The organism is Flavobacterium sp. C4GT6 (assembly GCF_036347315.1).
Lineage (GTDB): Bacteria > Bacteroidota > Bacteroidia > Flavobacteriales > Flavobacteriaceae > Flavobacterium.
In genome coordinates this window covers 21,830-44,460 of record NZ_JAZGZU010000005.1, presented here as the reverse complement: position 1 = coordinate 44,460, position 22,631 = coordinate 21,830, and the positions used below count along the sequence as shown (strand labels likewise).

The 22,631-nt window shown below is 39.7% G+C and carries 11 protein-coding genes; 1 reads left to right on the top strand and 10 read right to left on the bottom strand.

The features are described 5' to 3' along the window. Positions 1-77: 77 nt before the first annotated feature. The 10 genes from V3Z67_RS07830 to V3Z67_RS07785 all read right to left on the bottom strand — a co-directional run bounded on the left by V3Z67_RS07830 (position 78) and on the right by V3Z67_RS07785 (position 20,718). Positions 78-446, bottom strand: a complete 369-nt coding sequence (locus V3Z67_RS07830; protein ID WP_330442776.1) for a hypothetical protein — start codon at positions 444-446, stop codon at positions 78-80. A 152-nt stretch (positions 447-598) separates the two neighbouring features. Then, positions 599-1,552 carry an AAA family ATPase gene (locus V3Z67_RS07825; protein WP_330442775.1) on the bottom strand — a complete coding sequence of 318 codons (954 nt, stop codon included), beginning with the start codon at positions 1,550-1,552 and terminating at the stop codon, positions 599-601. A gap of 98 nt (positions 1,553-1,650) precedes the next feature. Further along, the gene (locus V3Z67_RS07820) at positions 1,651-3,063 is read right to left on the bottom strand and encodes a peptidylprolyl isomerase (RefSeq protein WP_330442774.1); all 1,413 of its coding nucleotides are present in this window, start codon (positions 3,061-3,063) and stop codon (positions 1,651-1,653) included. Then, positions 3,047-3,898, bottom strand: a complete 852-nt coding sequence (locus tag V3Z67_RS07815; protein WP_330442773.1) for a hypothetical protein — start codon at positions 3,896-3,898, stop codon at positions 3,047-3,049. Before V3Z67_RS07815 ends, V3Z67_RS07820 begins: the two co-directional genes overlap by 17 nt. Continuing rightward, positions 3,898-5,877 carry a peptidylprolyl isomerase gene (locus tag V3Z67_RS07810; protein WP_330442772.1) on the bottom strand — a complete coding sequence of 660 codons (1,980 nt, stop codon included), beginning with the start codon at positions 5,875-5,877 and terminating at the stop codon, positions 3,898-3,900. The genes V3Z67_RS07815 and V3Z67_RS07810 overlap by 1 nt, the downstream gene beginning before the upstream one ends. A gap of 208 nt (positions 5,878-6,085) precedes the next feature. Next, positions 6,086-8,029, bottom strand: a complete 1,944-nt coding sequence (locus V3Z67_RS07805) for an OmpA family protein (protein ID WP_330442771.1) — start codon at positions 8,027-8,029, stop codon at positions 6,086-6,088. Between the two features lie 12 nt (positions 8,030-8,041). Continuing rightward, positions 8,042-8,974: a PorP/SprF family type IX secretion system membrane protein gene (locus V3Z67_RS07800; RefSeq protein WP_330442770.1), complete on the bottom strand. Its 933-nt coding sequence runs from the start codon at positions 8,972-8,974 to the stop codon at positions 8,042-8,044. Between the two features lie 73 nt (positions 8,975-9,047). Continuing rightward, positions 9,048-15,629, bottom strand: a complete 6,582-nt coding sequence (locus V3Z67_RS07795; protein WP_330442769.1) for an Ig-like domain-containing protein — start codon at positions 15,627-15,629, stop codon at positions 9,048-9,050. Between the two features lie 66 nt (positions 15,630-15,695). Then, positions 15,696-18,224: an immunoglobulin domain-containing protein gene (locus V3Z67_RS07790; RefSeq protein WP_330442768.1), complete on the bottom strand. Its 2,529-nt coding sequence runs from the start codon at positions 18,222-18,224 to the stop codon at positions 15,696-15,698. A gap of 52 nt (positions 18,225-18,276) precedes the next feature. Beyond that, entirely contained in the window at positions 18,277-20,718 is a 2,442-nt protein-coding gene (locus tag V3Z67_RS07785; protein WP_330442767.1) for an immunoglobulin domain-containing protein, read from the bottom strand. Between the two features lie 211 nt (positions 20,719-20,929). Between V3Z67_RS07785 and V3Z67_RS07780 the strand changes: the two genes are divergently transcribed. Then, complete coding sequence (locus V3Z67_RS07780) at positions 20,930-22,516, top strand: peptide chain release factor 3 (RefSeq protein ID WP_330442766.1); 1,587 nt, start codon at positions 20,930-20,932, stop codon at positions 22,514-22,516. Positions 22,517-22,631 lie beyond the last annotated feature (115 nt).

Sequence of the window (22,631 nt, the reverse complement as noted above, 5' to 3'; positions counted from 1 at the left end):
AAAAACAATCCTAATCCATAAAAAAAAGCCACTCTCTGCACAGGAGAATGGCTTTTTATAAGCTAAATAAAACTTTATTAATAAGTTATAGTCAACTCGTTTTCATTAAATTTTGTCTCTGCTACGGCATACTTATAAACCATTCCTATTGCAGCTATAAATGCTATACCAAATAAAACTGTTCCCGACACAAAATGTGTTACAGAACCTGTTTCACGGTAGTTTTCAAAAACATTTACCAACATATATACAGAAAACAAAGTAAGCACATTACCATACACAAGTCCTAATACTTTATGCTTGTAAAAAATTTGCAAAAAGACAAGCCAGGTAATTAAAAGGGCAACATAATTATTATAACTGTTAGCATAATAATCATTAATAATCGTAAAAGCTCCTAATCCTATGTAATAGAATTCAGGAAATGTTCCTAATAGTTTTTTCATAATTTATACAGATGCACTGTAAATATAAAACATATAACGTGACTATTCTATATCAATTATAAAAAAACAAAAACTATTTATTAACAATTTGATAACATTTTTTAACTTTTAAAGAATTTCCGACAAAACCACCTTAAATAAAAAAAGCTGTTTTAAAACAGCTTTTTAATTATCATTTCTTCGGTAATACCTTCGGCATCTGCCTTGTAATTTTTTATAATTCTATGCCTCAAAATACCTGTTGCAACAGCCCGCACATCTTCTATATCGGGAGAGTATTTTCCGTTTAAAGCCGAATGTGTTTTTGCTGCCAGTATAAGGTTTTGTGAAGCCCTTGGCCCTGCTCCCCAATCTAGGTAGTTATTAACATAATCATCTGCCATACCACTACCCGGCCTTGTTTTACCTACCAGTCGAACGGCATACTCAATAACATTATCTGCCACAGGTATCCTCCTGATAAGGTGTTGGAAATCTAAAATTTCCTGAGCCGTAAATAATGAATTTATCTGCTGTGTAGTATCAGTCGTAGTACTTTTAACAACCTGAACCTCCTCCTCAAATGTAGGATAGTCCAGTTTTATGGCAAACATAAAACGGTCTAACTGCGCCTCAGGTAACGGATAAGTTCCCTCCTGCTCAATAGGGTTTTGGGTTGCCAGTACAAAATAAGGCAGTGACAGTTGATAATGATGTCCCGCAACAGTTACCGCTTTTTCCTGCATCGCTTCTAATAGAGCTGCCTGAGTTTTAGGCGGTGTACGATTTATCTCATCGGCCAATATAATATTAGAGAAAATAGGCCCTTTAATAAATTTAAACTGTCTGTTTTCGTCAAGTATTTCACTTCCTAAAATGTCTGACGGCATTAAATCAGGAGTAAACTGTATACGTTTAAACTCTAACCCTAAGGCTTGGGAAATTGTATTAACCATAAGGGTTTTTGCCAACCCCGGCACCCCTACTAGAAGAGCGTGACCTCCGGCAAAAATGCTAAGTACAATTTGGTTAACTACCTCTTCCTGGCCTACAATTATTTTTGCAATTTCCTTTTTTAGCTCAGCTTGTTTCTGAACCAAATTTTGTATCGCTGCTACGTCTGACATAATTGGTTAATGGTTTCGAATTAAAAATGGGAACTCCCTTACTCCAAACTTAAAAATATTTTTAAAGTAAACCTAAAATTCCCACAGAATAAGATTACTTATTTTTTAACCCAGTGATTAGCAAACTTACAATCCTGATACTCTTTTGCAACCTTTATGTATGTTTCCTTAATTTTTTCTTCAGACCATTCTCCAATTACCCCAATTTGTTTTTCCTTAAGTGCCAGTTCTTTAATTTTCAGATAATCCTGAGCAAAATCGGCTTTATGTTCAGGGTAACGTGTAGCAACAGTCATTATTTTGAAAACTTTACCGGTTCTCGGGTCATCTTCAAGCAACGGTTGTGTTATCTCACCTTCTTTTAAATCGTATACCGCACTGTAAAGCTCTGACGGAAGTTTTGTAAGTTCAAAACGGGTTTCAAGAGTTCTTGGGTTCATTAAAAGTCCGCCACTGTTTCTGGTTTCTTTTTCATCTGACTCCGACTTTGCAGCATCTTCAAATGTAATTTCTCCGCTTAAAATTCTTTCTCTTATATTCTCGATTTTCTTTTTTGCGGCTGCTTCCGCTTCTTTAGAAACCTTAGGCTTCATAAGAATATGTCTTACATCAATTTCCTGACCTCTGATTTTCTCAACATAAATAAGGTGGTAACCAAATTCAGTTTCTACCGGATCTGATATTTCACCTTCATCTAAACTAAAGGCAGCATCTTTAAACTCTTTTACAAAAGCCGTTTTTCTGGTCATTTTATAAAAACCTCCCGATGATCTTGATCCCGGATCTTCAGAATAAAGCACGGCCTTACTATAAAAACTTGCTCCTCCTTCAACTTCAGTCTTTATCTCCTTTAAACGATCAATAACCTTTTGTTTTTCTTCCTGAGATATTTCAGGCTTTACTACAATTTGAGCAATCTCAACCTCGGCACCAAACTGAGGTATTTCATCTCCTTTAAATTTAGAGAAGAATATCTTTACCTCTTCAGGAGTTACCTCTACCTCATCAATAATCTTTTTCTGCATTTGCTCTGTAAGCTTCTGATTTTTGATCATTTCAAAAAGCTCTTCCTTAAATGACGGGAGATCTCTTTTTTTGAAATACTCAACCATACGCTGCTCAGAACCTAACTGCTCTACAAAGTAGTCTATTTGTTGTTGCATTCTTTCGTTAACCTCAACATCACTTACAATAATACTATCCTGTATAGCATGGTGAGCATATAGCTTATCTTCCATAAGTTTACCCAGCAGCTCGCAACGGGTAATATCTTTAACAGATACTTCCTGAGCCTGAAGTTCCTTATACATCATATCGATATCAGAATCAAGCACTACAAAATCACCAACAACAGCCACAATACCATCTACCTTTAACTTTCCTGTTGGAGCTTTTGGCTTTACTGTGTCCTGCACAGGCTCATCTTTAATTATTTCCTGAGCGCTCACACTTCCAAAAACCATACAGCTGGTTACAAGAAATAAAGCCAGTTTGCTATTTATAAATTTCATAGTCTTTATTTTTAATCGCATCATCCGTTATATCTTTTTCGAATTTCTTTATTAACTCAAACTTCCTACCGTTTATTATAAGCTGCTCTAAAGTTGGCCTTATATATTCATACGGGGAAATCTCATTTTTACCTAACACCTTTGAAACCTTTACCAAATATACATCTGTAGAATCAGGGTACTGATAAGACATATTACTGCTTATATATGTATCCCTGTTCTCGGGAGTTATAAAGGGTAGCTTTCTATACACCTGGTTCATATCTACCCAGGTTGTATCGTTAAAAGCGTAACTTTTAAATTGTATTGCTATATCACTTAACGCTTTTATATCTGCTTTCTTATTACTGGAAAACTTTTCCTTTACCGATGCAAATTTAGGATGATCCTTTAATAAGTGTATGTATTTAAGTTTAACAAGTGTACCGGTAGTCCTGAAATTTTCTTTATTGGCATCATAGTATGCCTTAAGCTCTGTATCTGCCACTACAGTATCTACACTCCTTTTTACCAGCTCTTCTATATACGCTTTTGTGTATAAATCAATTTTATACTGCCTTACCAGTTCGTTAAACTCTTCCTGTTTTTCTGCACCAAGATTGAGTTCTGCTGCATTATAAAGCAGTTTTTGGGTTGCCCATCTGTCAATATAGCTTTTCACAATAGCCAAACTATCTTCTTTTGAGGTTCCTGCCGGTACGAGCTTACTAATTTCCTCTTCATACAAATAGGAATCGTTAACCCTTGCAACAGCATGTGGCTTTGCCTCTTTTTGAAAATAATTACAGGATACGGCTAACCCTGCCAGTAAAAACAATACTGCTTTTTTAATCATTACTGGTTAAGCTGTTTTTTTATATTTTCAAAAACATCTTTATTTACCTTAACGGTAAACTCTTTTTTAAGAGTATCTACCCAAGTGCTTTCAAGATATTGCTGATAATCGTTTACCACACGCCCTCTGCATTCATCAAGTGCTTTAGTAGTTGCCGGCAGTACTTTATTCACATTAATAACATAATAGTAATCACCTTTACTAACCACATCACTTATCCCTGTTTCCCATTTATCAAGAACTGGCAACATTTCATCATTTTGAGCAAACACACCCGATCTTTCTATTACATTTATTTTACCGTTTGTATTAAGCTCTTCTTTTATAAAAGCAATGTCTTTACCTTTTTTAAGAAGTTTTCTTGCTTTTTCAATAGTCTTTTTATCTGTAGAAGAAATAACCTCTGCATCAACCCTGTTACCCCATCTGTACTCATCAAGATGAGCGTTGTAATAGTTTTTAAGGCCTACTGTATCTTTTTTAGCTTTATCCCATATCTCTTTCTCCATTAAATCGAACAGCAACAGTCCGTCTTTATACTCCTGCATTACACCTGCAAACTCCGGAAATTCATTTTCCAGATTTTCGTCATAATACTCGTTTAACTTTTCATTACTGAACTTTTCAAACAAAATAGACACAAGTCTGTTAAGCGGTTTGGCTTTAATACCTCCCTTTTGCTCTTTATTGATGTACTCCAGAAAATCCCATGCCTTTATTTCTTTATCGTTATTTATAGTCAATAAAGTTTTATTAAAGTTATCGGCACTTTCAGGTAGTTTCCATGCAGTAACATAGTAAGAATCGTTTACAGCTGTAAGCACCTTTGAATACATTTTCTTATCGGTATCCATAGGGTATTTTTTCTTAAGCTTTTCAGTCATCGCTTCTGCAATAACAGATGAACGGTCATCTTTAGCTACTCTTGCCTCTAAATCCTCTTTACTTTCTTCAAAAGTAAGTAATGGAAATTTTTTAACCAGCTTAACAATATGCCAACCGTATTGTGTTTCAAAAGGCTCGGTATAATCACCTGGTACCTCTAATGCAAACGCTCTGTTCTCAAACTCTTCCGAGCTTAATGATCCTGAGCTGAACTTTTCAAGCACACCACCTTTTGTAGCTGTATAACCATCCTGAGAAAACTGTTTAGCCAGTTCGCCAAAATCTTCTCCCTGTTTTAACTTTTGGTATATCTCCTCGGCACGGGTTTTTACTTTTGCCTTTTCTTCTTCAGAGGCATTGTCTTTAGATTTAAGCAACATTATATGGGCTACTATAATATCGCCCCTGTTTTGCCTAACATCTTCAACTTTTATAATATGATAACCAAAACGGCTTCTTATAGGCATTGACACCTCTCCCTTCGGAGTAGTATAGGCTCCTGTTTCAAACGGATAAACCATTCTGAAAGCAGAGAAATAGCCTAGTTCACCTTTATCGGTTTTTGCTGCAGGAATATCTTCAGAATATTGTTGTGCCAGCTTACCAAAATCTTCTCCGGCAAGAGCCTTAGCTCTTATTTCCATTGCTTTGTTATATACCCTTAAAGTATCTGCAGGTAAAGCATTTTCATCCAGTTTGAATAAAATATGCGAGGCCTTTACTTCTTTTTGAAGTCTGTTATAAGCTTCCTGAACCAGTTCATCTGTCACCTCTTTATCGAGATGATAGTTTTTAGAAAGCTGCTCACGGTAGTTTTTAAGTTCCAACTGATACTTCCTGTTATCCTGAAGCCCCAGTTCGTAAGCCCTGTTTACTTTAAGCTTATAACCAATAAAAAGATTAAGGTAGTTATCTAAGTCTTTTTGCGAGTCGTCTTTTACCAAATCAAGGTTTTTATTATAAACCCTCACAAACTCGTCTGTATAATAAGGATTTTCATTTATGGTAAACAACACCTCTTTTTTTGTTTGTTGGGCAAACGAAAGTGCCGATACACACAGTGAAATCCCAAGAAAAACCTTTTTTAATTTCATTATTAAATAGTTTGTAACACTGTAATACGGTTAAGTAAACGCAACGGAGATAAAAAAATTATGCTTCGTTGCTTTTTTGCAACCAACAAAAATAACAATTCGCGAACATTTAACAACATTATTTGTGTTAATCCGCCAAAAACAAACAAGGGCACCCCACATAAGGGTGCCCTACCATCAAAATCAACTTAAACAACTTAAGCTAAAATCACTTCTTCACTATAATAAAATCTGACCTTCTGTTTATTGCGTGCTCTTCTTCAGAACACTTTACCCCATTGCTGCATTTGTTTTTAAGCTGCGACTCACCATATCCTTTCACACTCTCTATCCTTGACGGGTCGATACCATGCTCAGTGATATATTTGTAAGTAGACTGCGCCCTGTTTTCAGACAGCGTCATGTTATATGCATCCTTACCTCTGGAATCGGTATGCGACTCAATTTTAATAACAATTGCAGGGAAATTTTTCATAATGTACACCACCTTATCAAGTTCTTCTGCCGCCTGTGAGGTAATATCCCATTTGTCGTAATCAAAGTAAATAGGATTGATATCTACCTTTTCCACGTTGTCTTCTTTCTTAACAAGATCTTCGTAGTTGTTAAGTTCAAAGTTCACGTCTTTAGTTTCATGGTTAGGTGTTTTATCTGTTTCCAGTTCCTTTTCTGCCTTGGTATGGTTAGGTTTTGAAGCCTCTACCTTTATTTTTGAACCACACGGAACCTCAACGCTATAAGTACCGTCTTCCTTGGTTTTAACCGATGCTATCTCATCACCAAATTCATCATACACCTTAATATCGGCCTGATTAATTGGCACTTTATATTTGGCATTAGTCACAATACCCGATACTGTTTGTATACAAACCGGTTCCTGCCTTGTAAAGTAATAAATATCATCATCGCCCATTCCGCCTTTGCGGCTGGAAGAAAAGTATCCGTATTTTTTATCCTTATCAATAATAAAGGCAAAATCATCCACATTACTGTTTACCTGATTCCCCAGGTTTTTAGGTGCGTCAAATTCGGTTCTGCCTGTCATTTTACTTTCAAACACATCCAGACCTCCAAGTCCGTAATGCCCGTCTGAAGAGAAATATAAAATACTATCGTTAATAAACGGGAACATCTCCCTACCACTGGTATTTATTTTATTGCCAAGATTTTTAGGCTCTCCCAGTTTACCGTCGTCAAAAATCTGAGCTACATAAATATCGGCATCACCATAGCCACCGGGCATATCTGACACGAAGAACAACCATTTACCATCGGCACTTACCGCCGGGTGACCCACCGAATATTTTTTATTATCAAAAGGAAGTTTTTCTGTTGCAGATAGCTTCTCGCCGTCTATAGTCCCTTTAATAATCTCAAAATTGCCTGTACCTTCATCGTCTGTAATTAGCTTATCATTCGACTTAACAATATTTGCCGAATAATAAACCGTTTTCAAATCGGGCATAAACGATATGGTAGCATTATGATACTGTGTTTGCTCTTTAGGCAGAAACTTCTGGATATTAAACAGCGAACCGTCTTCCGCATTCCTGTCGGCTACATAAAGCTCCAGGTAAGGCTGCTCGTTCCATGAATAGGTTTTCCCTCCTACTTTTGTGGTATCCCTACTGGATGAAAACACAATCTGGCCACCGTAAAACGCCGTACCAAAATCGGCCATATCACTATTAGAGCCTAAATTACTTACCGTGTAATTAGACGGCTGACTGTTAATACTGTCAAGATATTTTCTCTGACTGATAAACCTGTCAATCATCGCCTGATCGCCTTTTTGCTCCAGTCTTTTCTTTAACAGCTCATCGGCTTTATTATAATCTTCGGTAGCTCTTAGGGTTTGTATATACCTGTTAAAATGGGTTTCATCCATATTATCGGCTAAAACACTGTAAAGCTTGGTATACCATCTTAAGGCACTACCATTATTACTTGTATAGTAATAAGCATCAGCAACATTCATTATGGTTTGGGTACCGGGAGCAGATTCTTCCTCAAGATATTTCTCATAGGCTTTTGCTGCTTCTACATAAGCTAAATCTTCAAAAAGCCTGTCGGCCTTTTTAAGCTGTCTCTGTTGTGCAAATCCTGATGCTATGCAAAATAGTAAACTGTATAAAAATAGTTTTCTCATCATAATCTTTATCTTTTAGAAAAACCTTGGAGATTTAACACGTTTGTTTTTAGGTAATACATCAAATCGTAGTATTACTTCGTGAGATCCGTCGTTGTACTTATTAAAATCGGTTACAGTATAATCATATGAATATCCTGCAAAAATCGAGTTCGTTATCTGGAAGCCCACAAGTGCACTTACCGAATCGTCCCATCTGTATGAAGCACCTAAAGTAAGTTTTTCATAGAGTAAGAAGTTAGCCGAAACATCTACCGTTACAGGTGCTCCTGAAACCACCTTACCTAAAACAGCCGGTTTGAATTTTAAATTATCTGAAAGGTCAAACACATAACCACCCATTATATAATAATGTAGCCTGTCTGACACGGTTGACTCCTGAACATCATCATAATAATCAGACCTGATGAAACTTGGTACAGAAAGTCCTGCATAAAACTTCTCGGTATAATAATAAACCCCTGCACCAATGGTAGGTGTTGTTTTATTATTGATGTTCGTATTAAGTAACGGGTCGTTTTGCTGGTAGTAAATACCCTTAGACCAGTCAATATCCATTAGCCTTACACCTGCTTTTAAACCAAATGAAAGGTTAGCATCATACCCCACAGGGATAATGTAGGCAAAATTAGCATTAGCAAAAAACTCCTGAGAAGGCCCCAGCCTGTCATTCACAACACTTAAGCCTAACCCCATTCTTTCGTTAAACACCGGAGAGTGTAAAGTAAACGCCTGAGTTGTAGGAGCACCGTCCAGCCCTACCCATTGTGAGCGGTGCTGCAACACTCCCTGAAAATGCCCTACCGTACCTGTATAAGCAGGATTAACGGTTAGCGTGTTATACATGTACTGGGTATATTGAGCTTCCTGCTGTGCATTTACAGCAAACGCTGTAAAGAGTAGCCCGAACAGGAAATATCTTTTTATAAATTTTGGTGTGATTTTCATACTTAAATATATTTTGTTAATTGATAATTGAGAGTGGCAGCGCCGCTGCCACTCTTTTTATCTAAACCATTATTTATCTCATTATATACAACCAGCCTGTTTTCACTGCATCCTCTACTTCAAGAATATAGTAGTAAGTACCTACCGGTAGCTTTTCTCCTCTTCTTACAGTACCATCCTGGTTTGCCGTACCATCCCAGTCGTTTTGATAACCAGACGTTTTATATACCGGCGAACCATACCTGTTGTACACCGAAAGCGTATTGTTTGGATAGTACTCTATACAATCTATCCTGAAGGTGTCGTTAGCACCGTCTCCGTTTGGTGTAAACTCGTTATATACTGTTAAGCACGACGGTTCTACCCAGGCTATAGCCTCATTATTATCTGCTTGGCTGTCTATAGGGTTGGATCCAACTATGAAGGCTATATTGTTATAATCACCTCCAAACAGTATCTGAGTAACTACCTGCAGCACTGCCGATTCTCCCGGTCCAAGTGACGGTATAATCCATATACCGCTTACCTCATTATAAGTACCCTGTGTTACTGTAGAATCAACATAATCATAACCGCTTGGCAGCTGCTCGCTTACCTCAAGATCAGTAAAGGTACTGTCACCCTCATTTGTCACTGTAATGGTAAAAATAACATTTTCACCGATAAGCGGATTAAAATTGTTTACCGATTTGGATATCGTTAAATCAGAACAGCTTACCACAATTACATCAAGTGAACCTTCTGTAGTTCCGGCACATCCGTTAGCATCTGTATAAGAAACACTTATGTTCCCAGGACCAAGATCCAGCCATATTACCGTAGCGGTATTATCTGTTGCAGTACCTCCTTCTACAATTACACCTCCGTCAACTGTCCATACATAGTCGGTCATTCCGTCTTCGGTAGTATAAACCATTTCTGTACCATAACACGTTCTAAGGTCTGGATTAGATATTGTAGCTGTAGTATTACCATTTATATTAACCGTAACAGCCAGTCTTACCAAACTTTCACAACCACCGTTTATAACAGAAGCATAATATACACCTCCGTCTACAAGCTCGGTATCATCCGGTAGTGGTGCTCCTCCTGCTGGAGATGAGTACCAAATCACTCCCGTTTGGTTCACCTGAAGATCGGCTACTGTTGGCATATCACCCGCACAGAAATCCTGAGTGGTATCTGTAGTAGTTGGGGTAATACCATCGTTTACATTAACTGTTATAGCAAGCCTGTTCACACTTTCACAACCTGATGTATTTACATAGGCAGCATAGTAGGTCATACCGTCTACTAATACTGTTGAAGCATCAAGCGGATCTCCACCTGTCATAGAAGCATAGAAAATAGTTCCTGCAGGCGAAACCTGAATATCGGCTATTGTTGGCATATCTGCCCCACAGAAATCCTGAGTTGTATTTGTAGTTGTTGGTGTAACACCTTCATCTACCGTTACTGTAACGGCTAATCGTATTAAGCTCTCACAACCTGCTATCGACTGTACCGATGCATAGTAAGTAGCTCCCGAAACCAGAACCGTTGCAGCATCTACCATGTTACCACCTGTTGGAGCATTATACCATGTAACTCCGGTTTCGTTTACCTGAATATCGGCTACTGTTGGCATATCTACTGCACAGAAGTTTTGAGTAACATCATCTGTTGTAGGTGTTTCACCACTATCTACTGTTACTGTTACCGCTAACCTTACCGAGCTTTCACATCCGCTAGCATCGGTTATACCGGCGTAATAGGTCATACCGTTTACAAGCGCTGCCGTATCCAGTATTTGTGTACCTCCTGTAGCTGCCGTGTACCAAATTACTCCGGTTTCATTCACCTGAATATCGGCCACCGTTGGCATATCTACTGCACAGAATGTTTGCGCATCACTGTTGGTCGTTGGCGTAGTACCATTGCTCAGAGTAACAGTAATTGCTAACCTTACAGCACTTGCGCAACCACTAACAGGGTCAATCATACTTGCGTAATAAGTCATCCCGTCTACCAGTTCGGTTCCTGCTACAATTGCAGTACCTCCCGTTGGAGTGTTGTAGAATGTAATACCCGTTTGATTTACCTGTATATCATCTATAGTAGGGTTATCCGCACTACAGAATGTCTGATCTGTTTCTGTAGTTGTTGGCGTCATACCATCGTTTACATTTACTGTAACCGCTAGTCGTACCGAACTTTCACAACCAGAAACAGGGTCGGTTAGGCTACCGTAGTACGTCATACCATCGGTCAATGCCGTTGTATCCGCCAACAGGTTACCTCCTGTTGCAACATCATACCAAACCACTCCGGTTTCGTTCATCTGAATATCAGCTACTGTTGGCATATCAACCTGACAGAAATTCTGAGTTGTATTTGTGGTAGTTGGCGTAGGTGCATCGGTTACATTTACTGTAATAGCTAATCGTACCGAACTTTCACAACCAGAAACAGGGTCGGTTAGGCTCGCGTAGTACACCATTCCATCTATGAGCGATGCCGTGTTCGCGACCACAGTGCCTCCGGTTGGGGAATCATACCAAACAACTCCAGTTTCATTTACCTGTATATCGGCCACTGTAGGTTCGTTCACCACACAGAAGCTTTGGTTTATATTATTTGTAGTTGGTGTAGCAGCATCATTCACATTTACTGTTACTTCCAATCGTACTGAACTCTCACATCCACTAACCGCATCGATTAAGCTGGCGTAGTACATACCGCTTACTAAGGCTTCGATATTTGGTATTATGTTACCGCCTGTTGCAGTATCATACCAAACTACTCCGGCTTCGTTAACCTGAATATCGGCTACTGTTGGCATATCTGCCTCACAGAAGTTTTGAGTAGCATTTGCTGTAGTTGGTGTTGGAGCATCGTTTACATTTACTGTAACTGCTAATCGTACCGAACTTTCACAACCAGAAACAGGATCTGTCAAACTTGCATAGTATACACTACCATCTGTTAGAGCTGTTGTAGCAGCAAGCATGTTACCGCCTGTTGCGACATCATACCAAACTACTACTGCCTCGTTCACCTGAATGTCGGCTACTGTTGGCATATCTGCCTGACAGAAGTCCTGAGTAGCGTTTGTAGTCGTTGGCGTTGCAGCATCGTTTACATTTACTGTAATAGCTAATCGTACCGAACTTTCACAACCACTAACCGTATCGATTAAGCTGGCGTAGTACATACCATTTACTAACGCTTCAGTATTTGCTATTACGTTACCACCTGTAGCAGCATCATACCAAACTACTCCTGCCTCGTTCACCTGAATGTCGGCTACTGTTGGCATATCTGCCTGACAGAAGTTTTGAGTAGTATTATTTGTAGTTGGCGTTGGTGCATCATTCACATTTACGGTTACTGCTAATCGTACCGAACTTTCACATCTGCTTACCGCATCGGTTAAGCTGGCGTAGTACATTCCGCTCGCTAAGGCTTCTGTATTTGCTATTACGTTACCACCTGTTGCAGCATCATACCAAACTACTCCGGCTTCGTTCACCTGAATATCAGCTACTGTTGGCATATCTGCTTCACAGAAGTTTTGAGTAGCATTTGCTGTAGTTGGTGTTGGCGCATCATTTACATTTACTGTAACGGCTAATCGTACCGAACTTTCACACCCGCTTACTGCATCGGTTAAGCTGGCATAGTAAACACTTCCATCTGTAAGAGCTGTAGTTGCAGCCAGCATGTTACCGCCTGTTGCAGCATCATACCAAACTACTCCGGTTTCGTTTACCTGAATATCGGATACCGTTGGCATATCAACCTGACAGAAGTCCTGAGTAGTATTTGTGGTAGTTGGTGTAGGCGCATCGTTTACATTTACTGTAACGGCTAATCGTACCGAACTCTCACAACCACTTATCGCATCTACCAATGTCGCATAGTAAACAGATCCGTCTAATAATAGGTCCGTATCTACAAATGCAGTACCTCCCGTTGCAGCATCATACCAAACTACTCCTGCCTCGTTCACCTGAATATCGGCTATTGTAGGCATATCCACCTGACAGAAATCCTGAGTAGCATTTGTAGTAGTTGGTGTTGGCGCGTCGTTTACATTTACTGTAACGGCTAATCTAACCGAACTTTCACAACCAGAAACAGGATCTGTCAAACTTGCATAGTATACACTACCATCTGTTAGAGCTGTTGTAGCAGCAAGCATGTTACCGCCTGTTGCGGCATCATACCAAACTACTCCTGCCTCGTTAACCTGAATATCGGCTACTGTTGGCATATCAACCTGACAGAAGTCCTGAGTAGCGTTTGTAGTCGTTGGCGTTGCAGCATCGTTTACATTTACTGTTACAGCTAATCTAACCGAGCTTTCACAGCCTGTTACCGCATCTACCAATGCCGCATAGTAAACAGATCCGTCTACCAATAGATCTGTATCTACAAATGCAGTACCTCCCGTTGCAGCATCATACCAAACTACTCCGGTTTCATTTACCTGAATATCGGCAACTGTTGGGGTATCAACCACACAGAAGTCCTGGGTGGCATTTGTTGTAGTTGGTGTAGCAGCATCGTTTACATTTACTGTAATTTCCAGCCTGTTTGCACTTTCACAGTTGTTAACCGTTTCAAACTGGGCTGCATAATATATTCCTCCATCTACAAGAGAGGTTGTATCTGCAAGTAGCACACCACCTGTAGCGGCATCATACCATCTTATATTTACCTCATTTACCTGAATATCTGCAAGAGTTGGTGCATCCACCACACAGAAATCCTGAACTGCATTATTTGTAGTAGGTGTAGCTACCGGATTTATTAAACACGGATCACATATTGTACCTGTGTTATCATAATTATCATTGTAGTAGTCGTCTAATATGAAAACATCAGCAAAGTAGTTATTAAAATCACCGCTTGCCATACCAGGATCGGTTGACTGAGGATCGGTGTCATTATTAAACAACCTTATACCATCGGCACAACAGGTACTGTTTGGCAATACAAATGTGAATAACAGTAATTCGTTACCAGCTACAAAGTCGAAAACTGAACCATCTGTTGCGATAGCGTGATAATCGTTTGCAGAATCTGCTGCCGGGGCATATACCTGAGAAGCATCCAGCCATACACCTCCGTTAACCGAAGTTATCACTAAAACCTCATCGTCTACAGAAGCCGGTAAAACAACCGCTATCTGGCTACCTGCTGCCACAAAGAAATCACTTGCCGAGAAGTTAGGCATAGCATATACTTCGTAAGTACAGGTTGAAGGGTCAAACCTTACTGTAAAATCTATTGAAGGGTCTACCGTACAAGCCGGACTTGTGGGGTTAGGATCACAAGGATTTAGAGGATTACTGCCTCCTGTAACCTCATCACCGTCATTAATACCATCACCGTCACTATCCGGATTTGTAGGGCTTGTTCCTATTGAAGCTTCCTGAGAATTTGTTAGTCCGTCACTATCCTGATCACAAGGACCGGCTGCCATACTAGGGTCACAAGGATTTAACGGATCTGTTCCGTTTGTTACCTCATCTCCATCGGTAATACCATCTCCATCGGTATCTGCCAACATAGGGTTAGTTCCTAAAAGGACTTCGTCGGCATTGGTAAGACCATCTCCATCCCTATCACATAACGTACTGTTAAGGTTAGGGCTACACGGATCCAGCGGATCGGTACCATTTGTTACCTCGCTACCATCATTAATACCATCTCCATCGGTATCTGGATTCGTTGGATCTGTTCCATATACTGTTTCCTGAGTATTATTAAGATTATCACCTTCCTGATCACAGGCTCCGGCAGATGAATCGGGTACACAAGGATTTGTGTCATCGGGATCAGTCCCGAAAGGAGAACCGTCACCATCGGCATCTGTTGGACAACCTCCTGTTGGCACAGGGCTACAAGGATCTAAGGGGTTACTCCCTCCTGTTACCTCATCACCGTCGTTTACACCATCACCATCGGTATCGGGAAGAGTTGGATCTGTACCTATAAGAGCCTCTTCAGAATTGTTAAGTCCGTCACCATCCTGATCACAGGTGGCAAAGTTAGCATTAGGTACACAAGGATCATTATCATCAGGGTCGGTTCCTTCCGCTACCCCGTCACCATCATTATCTACTATTCCACACGATGTACCTGAATTATTGTAGTTTACACCATAGTAGTCCTGAAGGTCAAAAACATTACCTACATAGTTACCGAAATCGGCACCATTCATTCCGGTATCAGACGGACCCGGATCTAACGTATTGTTATACAGCCTAACATCGTTTACACAGCCCATAGCTAATGTAAACCTGAAAAGCAGTAATTCGTTATTAGCCACAAGATCTACGGTAGAACCGTTTGTGGCTACACCATGGTAATCACTGGCTGAGTCTGCTCCCGGAGCATACACCTGCGAGTTGTCTGACCATGGTCCTCCGTCTACAGTTGTGATTGAAAGTGCACCGTCATTAACTGTAGCAGGAACTACTACCGTTATCTGGCTACCACCCGCGAGAAAGAAATTGGCCTGAGTAAAATCAGGGCGGGCATACACTTCATACATGTTCGTTGCCGAAACGTATTTAAGGGTAAGATCTATTTGCTGCGAATGCAAATATTGTGTGGAAAACAATATTCCTCCGAGCAATAATATTTTAAGTAGAAAACTTCTCATATGCAATTGGTATATAATTAGAAATAAATTGTGCGTAAAGTGGAATTCCTCTCCCGGTATTCCACTTTATTGGGGGATCTGCTCTATCATGTTATTATAGTTGTTTAAATTTCCTGTATTTAGCGGGTATGTTAATACTGAATTTTGCATTACCTGTCTTTCATTTCCAACACCGTCATACTTAACTGTACCGTCCATATTTATATCTCCCGACAGGTAACCTTCCGAATTAAAGTTTAATACCTGACCTGTATTTCCGGGGTCTGAAAGCACTTGGCTTCCCATGGTTTGCCTGTCGTTATTTACTCCGTCATACTTAATCTTGTTATCGTAGTTTGCATTTCCAGCAAATAGTGCCTTACCTGTATAACCTGTCATATCCACATCATACATTGCCACATTATCAGGGCTAGTTGATAAATGATAGGTATTGGCATCACTAAGAGAAGTAAAGTCTATAGAAGCTAATCCCATAGAAGCTGTAATAGGGTTTGCGGTCATGGCTCCAAAATGATTGCGATGTTTTACCGCCACATAAAATGTTTCCGGTACTGAGCTAATTCTTAAAGCTCCACCTGTGGCAGCATCTACCACATCACCATCTCTTTGTACCAAAGCCGACATTGTTTTAATTACCTCTGTATCATCTAATGGGTTTCTTATCTCAATAAACACCCAGTCTACCACTGCGTCACCTGTTCCGTCATTAGCGGCAAGAACAGTAGAGTTTGTAGTTTCATCTCCGGTATTATTCACATGGGTAAATCTTGCGTTAAGAGTACTGCTGTAAGGCTGTTCTTCAGGAATATGTCCTCCTGTCCTTAAATCATCACGCATAAGCCCATCAGTAGTGCCCGATAATGCTCCATGAAGCATCATTTTTATATTAAGTGTAATATCACAATTTGTGGTTAAGGTTACCGCCACAGCAAAACGCGATGTACTCACACAACCATTTTCGGTTATCTCACCATAATATGTTGTACTGGTTACAAGCGCATCTGTACTTGCATAGGCCGTACCGCCACTTACCTGATTGTACCAGGTTGTACTACCTTCATTAGTTACTAAATCAGCAACTGTAGGTGAGTCATATCCGCAAAAAGATTGTGATGCGCTACCTGTTGGAGCTGCCGTACTGTAAACATTTACAGTAACAGCAAGCCTTGACGTACTCACACAGCCGTTTGCGGTTATTTCTCCGTAATAAGTAGTACCGTCGCTAAGAGCATCAGTACCTGCATAAGCTATACCGCCACTTGCCTGATTATACCAAGTAACACTACCTTCATTAGTTACTAAATCAGCAACTGTTGGTGTATCCTGTGAACAGAAGTTTTGAGTAGCATCTCCCGTTGGCGCTGCTATAGTATATACATTTGCCGTAACTGCAAGCCTTGACGTACTCACACAACCGTTTGTAGTTATTTCTCCGTAATATGTAGTTCCGTCATTAAGGGCATCAGTACTTATGTAAGCTGTACCCCCACTTGCCTGATTATACCAAGTAACATTACCTTGATTAGTTACTAAATCGGCTATTGTAGGACTGTCCTGAGAACAGAAGTTTTGGGTAGCATCTCCCGTTGGCGCTGCTGTAGTATATACATTTGCCGTAACTGCAAGCCTTGACGTACTCACACAACCGTTTGCTGTTATCTCTCCGTAGTAAATTGTTCCGTCATTAAGGGCATCAGTACTTATGTAAGCTGTACCCCCACTTGCCTGATTATACCAGGTTGTACTACCTTCATTAGTTACTAAATCAGCAACTGTTGGTGTATCCTGTGAACAGAAGTTTTGGATAGCATCTCCCGTTGGCGCTGCTGTAGTATTTAAAGTAACCGTTACTGCCAATCGGCTTGAGCTTACACAACTTCCCGGTTCCAGTGCTCCATAGTAAGTAGTGCCACTTACTAAGTTATCTGTACCGGTATAAGCCGTACCTCCTGAAGACTGATCGTACCAAACCACATCGGCTTCATTAGTTACTAAACTTGACACTGTTGGACTATCAATAGTACAAAAAGCCTGAGCAGCATCTCCCGTTGGAGCCGGTATGCTTATAGTATTATTATAGTTACCATTGTAGTAATCAGTAAATAAAAGAGCATCTGCAAAATAGTTATTAAAATCTCCTCCACCCATGCCGGAATCGGTTGATTGCGGATCGGTTGCATTATCAAACAACCTTACTCCCGGTGCACAACAGGCACTGTTAGGAAGTTCAAAACTAAACATCAGTAACTCTACTCCTGAAGTAAAACTAACAACCCCACCGTTTGCCGATACTCCGTGAAAATCACTGGATGTATCTGCTGCAGGGGCATATATTTGGGAACTATCAGCCCAGCCGTAAGTATTTGCTTCAATATCCAGCGTGGTATCATCAACACTGGCAGGCACCACAATAGAGATTTGACTGCCTCCCGCAAATATAAAGGCAGGATTAGTAAAATCAGGTGTGGCATATACTCCATACGTACAGGAAGTCTCGTCGAACTTAATAGTAAATTCGACGTTTTGTCCATAAAAATATGTAGTGCTTATTAGCATTGTAAAAAGTATTATTATTCTTAGTTTCAAAATTTTCATAGCATGCAATGGGTTAGGTTAGGGAATGACGATGAAAAAATTTAGCCCATTATTATTGAGGTATCTGTTCTATCATACCGTTGTAATTACTCAGTCCGTTGGTATTTAAAGGATAGGTTAGAATTATATTCTGAATTATAACCCTTTCATTATTTGCTCCGTCATAAATCACCTTACCATCCATATTTACATCTCCTGAGAAATATCCGGTTGCACTTGAAAAGTTTAGTACCTGATTGGTATTTGATTCGTGTGTAAGTACCTGGCTGGCCAATACCTGTCTGTCGTTTGCCGTACCATCATATTTCACATGATCATCATAATTAGCATTTCCTGTATAAAGTGCCTTAACACTGTTTACTGTCACCATTGCATTACTCCCTGTAAATCCTGAAAGGCTGTATAAATCGGCATCTGCTATAGTTGTAAAATCTATAGTCACTTCACTATTTAATACTGTAAGTGCATTTAATCCCATAGCTCCAAAGTGGTTTCTGTGTTTAACCGAGATATAGAAGGTTTCCGGCAAGCCGCTAACTACAAGCGGACCTCCGTCTGAAGCTATAACATCACCGTCTCTTTGCAGAAGTGCCGATACGGTTTTGAATACATTAGTAGGTGTATCTCTTATTTCAATAAAAACCCAGTCAACTATGGCATCTGATGTTCCTGCATTTGTATTGATTATAGTATTTGTTGTTGTTTCGCTACCTCCGCCTACATGAGTAAATCTTGCATCCATTGAATTATCATACGGCTGATTTACCGGTATAAGTCCCTGAGTTCGTAAATCATCTCTCATTACTGCCGTTCCGGTACCATAAAGAGCCCCCTGTAAAAGCACTTTTACATTAAGCGTTACATCACACAAATCATCCAGAGTTACTGTAATAGCAAATCTTGTTGCACTCTCACAACCTGTAATTGCATCCTGAATGGCTGCATAATAAATAGTACCGTCTGTTAAAGCATCGGTGTCAAGATATTGATTACCTGCCGTGTCGGCATCATAGAACACAACGTTAGGCTCGTTTACTACTAAGTCCCCAACAGTTGCACTACCATAGGAACAGAATGACTGAGCAGCATCACCTGTAGGAGTAGCTACACTATTCACTGTAACATCTACCGCTATTCTTAACGATTCTTCCGGACAGCCTATTCTTGCTGCTGCCACATAATAAGTAACATCTGTCGTAAGCGTTGGTGTAGTAAACGGATCTCCCGAAGCTACTGTAGCAAGTAAGTTACCGTCTTCTTCGGCATCATACCATCTTAATTCGTTTGACACATCTGTATCGGCAATTAAATCTATAGTACTGCCTTCGCATCCCTGAGCGTCCAATGTATCGGGGTCTGTTATTTCAGGCCTTGCCGCTGTTCTCACAACACCAAAGAAGTCAAGGTTTTGAGACACCGATAATCCTACTACCGACTCGAAGGTTAATGTTATCCTGTCTATAGGCGCTCCCGGGGTTAAAGGTATTGAAGTGATTTCACCTCCGTTAAGGCTTAGTAAGTTTAGAGTTAAAAGTGTGGAAAGACTTACATCCTGTACCAAAGTAGCTCCGTTATACGACTGTACACTTATACTGTTTGCAACGTTTGCATCAAGCAACGTTTGTGTTAATCTTATTTGCATGGTAAACTCATCACTTGACACTGACTCTCCTTCAAAATAAACGGTTTGCTCAATGGAAGATCCAACTCCTACTACTCCCATACTTAGTGTAGAAAAAGTACCTTCATCAGAATCTATAGCAAATTCAGGGTTCTCAACTCCGGCACCTCCAAGATTTATTAAATCAAGTGTTAGACCCGATCCACTATAAGAAGTAAAAGCCGCCGTGCCACAGTTTGCAGGATCTTCAACATAATAGGCATCATACACAAACATATCTTTTTCAATACCTAATCCAAGTAATGAAACTCCCGATCTGTTTATTATTCTTATCCTGTCGTAAGCAGCAGTAGGTGTAACCCTTATAAAATAATCACCGTTGGGATCGGTTACAATAGTAAGTTGATCTGTAGCAAATTCTCCTCCGTCCTGACTATCACCCTGTACTATAATGGTACTGCCATTTCTGGCCTGAACAGTAAATTCCTGACTACCGGTTAATACCAGTCCAAGAACATCTGCCAATAACCCTCCAAGACTACCACCCAAAAGTGCGTTAAGTAAATCATCTTCCGTTTGTATTTTAACGTAAGATGTAGTGTTTGCCGGAAGCGTACTTGGAAACTGTAGTTCAATATATCCGTTATACGCTCCTAAGCCTAATAAGCCTGAATTAGTTTTCACATTGGCAAAAGTTGCCAGGTTGCCATCATATGCATTTGCCGGGTTATCCACGTGAGACGCGTTTGATATAGTAGCCGCATTGGCATATACCCTCGTTTGTGCCTGTGTTTCCTGAGAAAGCGAAAAAAGCGCAAAAACAAAGAAAAAAGTGAGGGTTTTTAATTGGTTTGGGGTAATATTTAATATCATAAAATATTAGTATTAATTCAACAATATTCCTAAAAACTGACATTAAATTACCCACATTATCAGCAATCAAAGAGATGTGTTATTAATATCGCAAAATCATCGACGAACTGCATGATTTTATCGACGAAATGCAAAGTGTTTTAATTCTGTTTTTTGCGTATAAAAGCTATTTTTGCAGTGTAGATTTTAATGAAATTCGAGGTAAACGATAATGAGCTTTAAAACAGAGATTGAGAGAAGACGGACTTTTGGAATTATTTCACACCCCGATGCGGGTAAAACAACACTTACCGAAAAGCTTCTTCTTTTTGGTGGTGCTATACAGGAAGCCGGAGCCGTAAAAAGTAACAAGATTAAAAAAGGCGCAACCAGCGACTTTATGGAAATTGAAAGACAAAGAGGTATATCTGTTGCTACCTCTGTTTTGGCATTTAACTACAAAGACAAAAAAATAAACATTCTTGACACCCCGGGTCACAAGGATTTTGCCGAAGACACCTTTAGAACACTTACCGCTGTAGACAGCGTTATTGTTGTGATTGACGTTGCAAAAGGGGTTGAGGAACAAACGGAAAAACTGGTTGAGGTTTGCCGAATGAGGAATATCCCTATGTTGGTTTTCATTAACAAACTTGACCGTGAAGGTAAAGATGCATTTGACCTTATGGACGAAGTGGAACAAAAACTGGGATTAACCGTTACACCACTTAGTTTCCCTATTGGTATGGGATACGATTTCCAGGGGATATACAACATTTGGGAAAAAAACATCAACCTTTTTAGCGGAGACAGCCGTAAAAACATAGAAGAAACAATTGCCTTTTCAGACATAAACAACCCTGAACTTGAAAAAATTGTAGGAGAAGCTCCTGCAACAAGGCTTAGGGAAGAACTCGAACTTATTGATGAGGTATATCCATCGTTCGACAGGCAGGCTTACCTTGAAGGTAAACTACAGCCTGTATTTTTTGGTTCGGCATTAAACAACTTTGGTGTTAGGGAACTTTTAGATTGCTTTATAGAAATCGCTCCGTCACCTAGGGCTAAAGATTCTGACACGAGAACGGTTAGTGCAAATGAAGAGAAATTCTCTGGCTTTGTATTTAAAATACATGCCAACATGGATCCTAAACACAGGGACAGGCTTGCATTTATTAAAATTGTTTCTGGTACATTTGAAAGAAATAAACCGTACCTTCATGTACGATTAGATAAAAAATTAAAATTCTCAAGTCCTAATGCATTTTTTGCCGAGAAAAAAGAGATTGTAGATATTTCTTACCCTGGTGATATTGTAGGACTTCATGATACAGGAAACTTTAAGATTGGTGACACCCTTACTGAAGGCGAAATAATGAACTTTAAAGGGATACCAAGCTTCTCTCCTGAGCACTTTAGGTATATTAATAATGCCGACCCAATGAAAGCAAAACAGCTGGAAAAAGGTATTGACCAGCTAATGGACGAAGGGGTAGCACAGTTATTTACACTAGAGATGAACAATCGTAAAGTAATTGGTACTGTAGGTGCACTTCAGTATGAGGTTATACAGTACAGACTAGAGCACGAATATGGTGCAAAATGTTCTTATGAGAACTTCCCGGCGTTTAAAGCGTGTTGGGTAAAGCCGGAAGACTCCAAGAATGAAGAATTTGCCGAATTTAAAAGGATTAAACAGAAGTTTCTTGCCAAAGATAAGTACGGGCAACTCGTATTTTTGGCAGACTCTGATTTCTCCATTCAAATGACACAGCAAAAATACCCAACTGTTAAGTTGTTCTTTACATCTGAATTTTGATTGACTTATTACAAAAAAACTAGCTAAAATCACTGTAATAAAGACCCGTATAGAGATACGGGTGAATTAATAAAAATGGCAGTCTGACCTTAAAGCCATTATTAATTTAATTCAA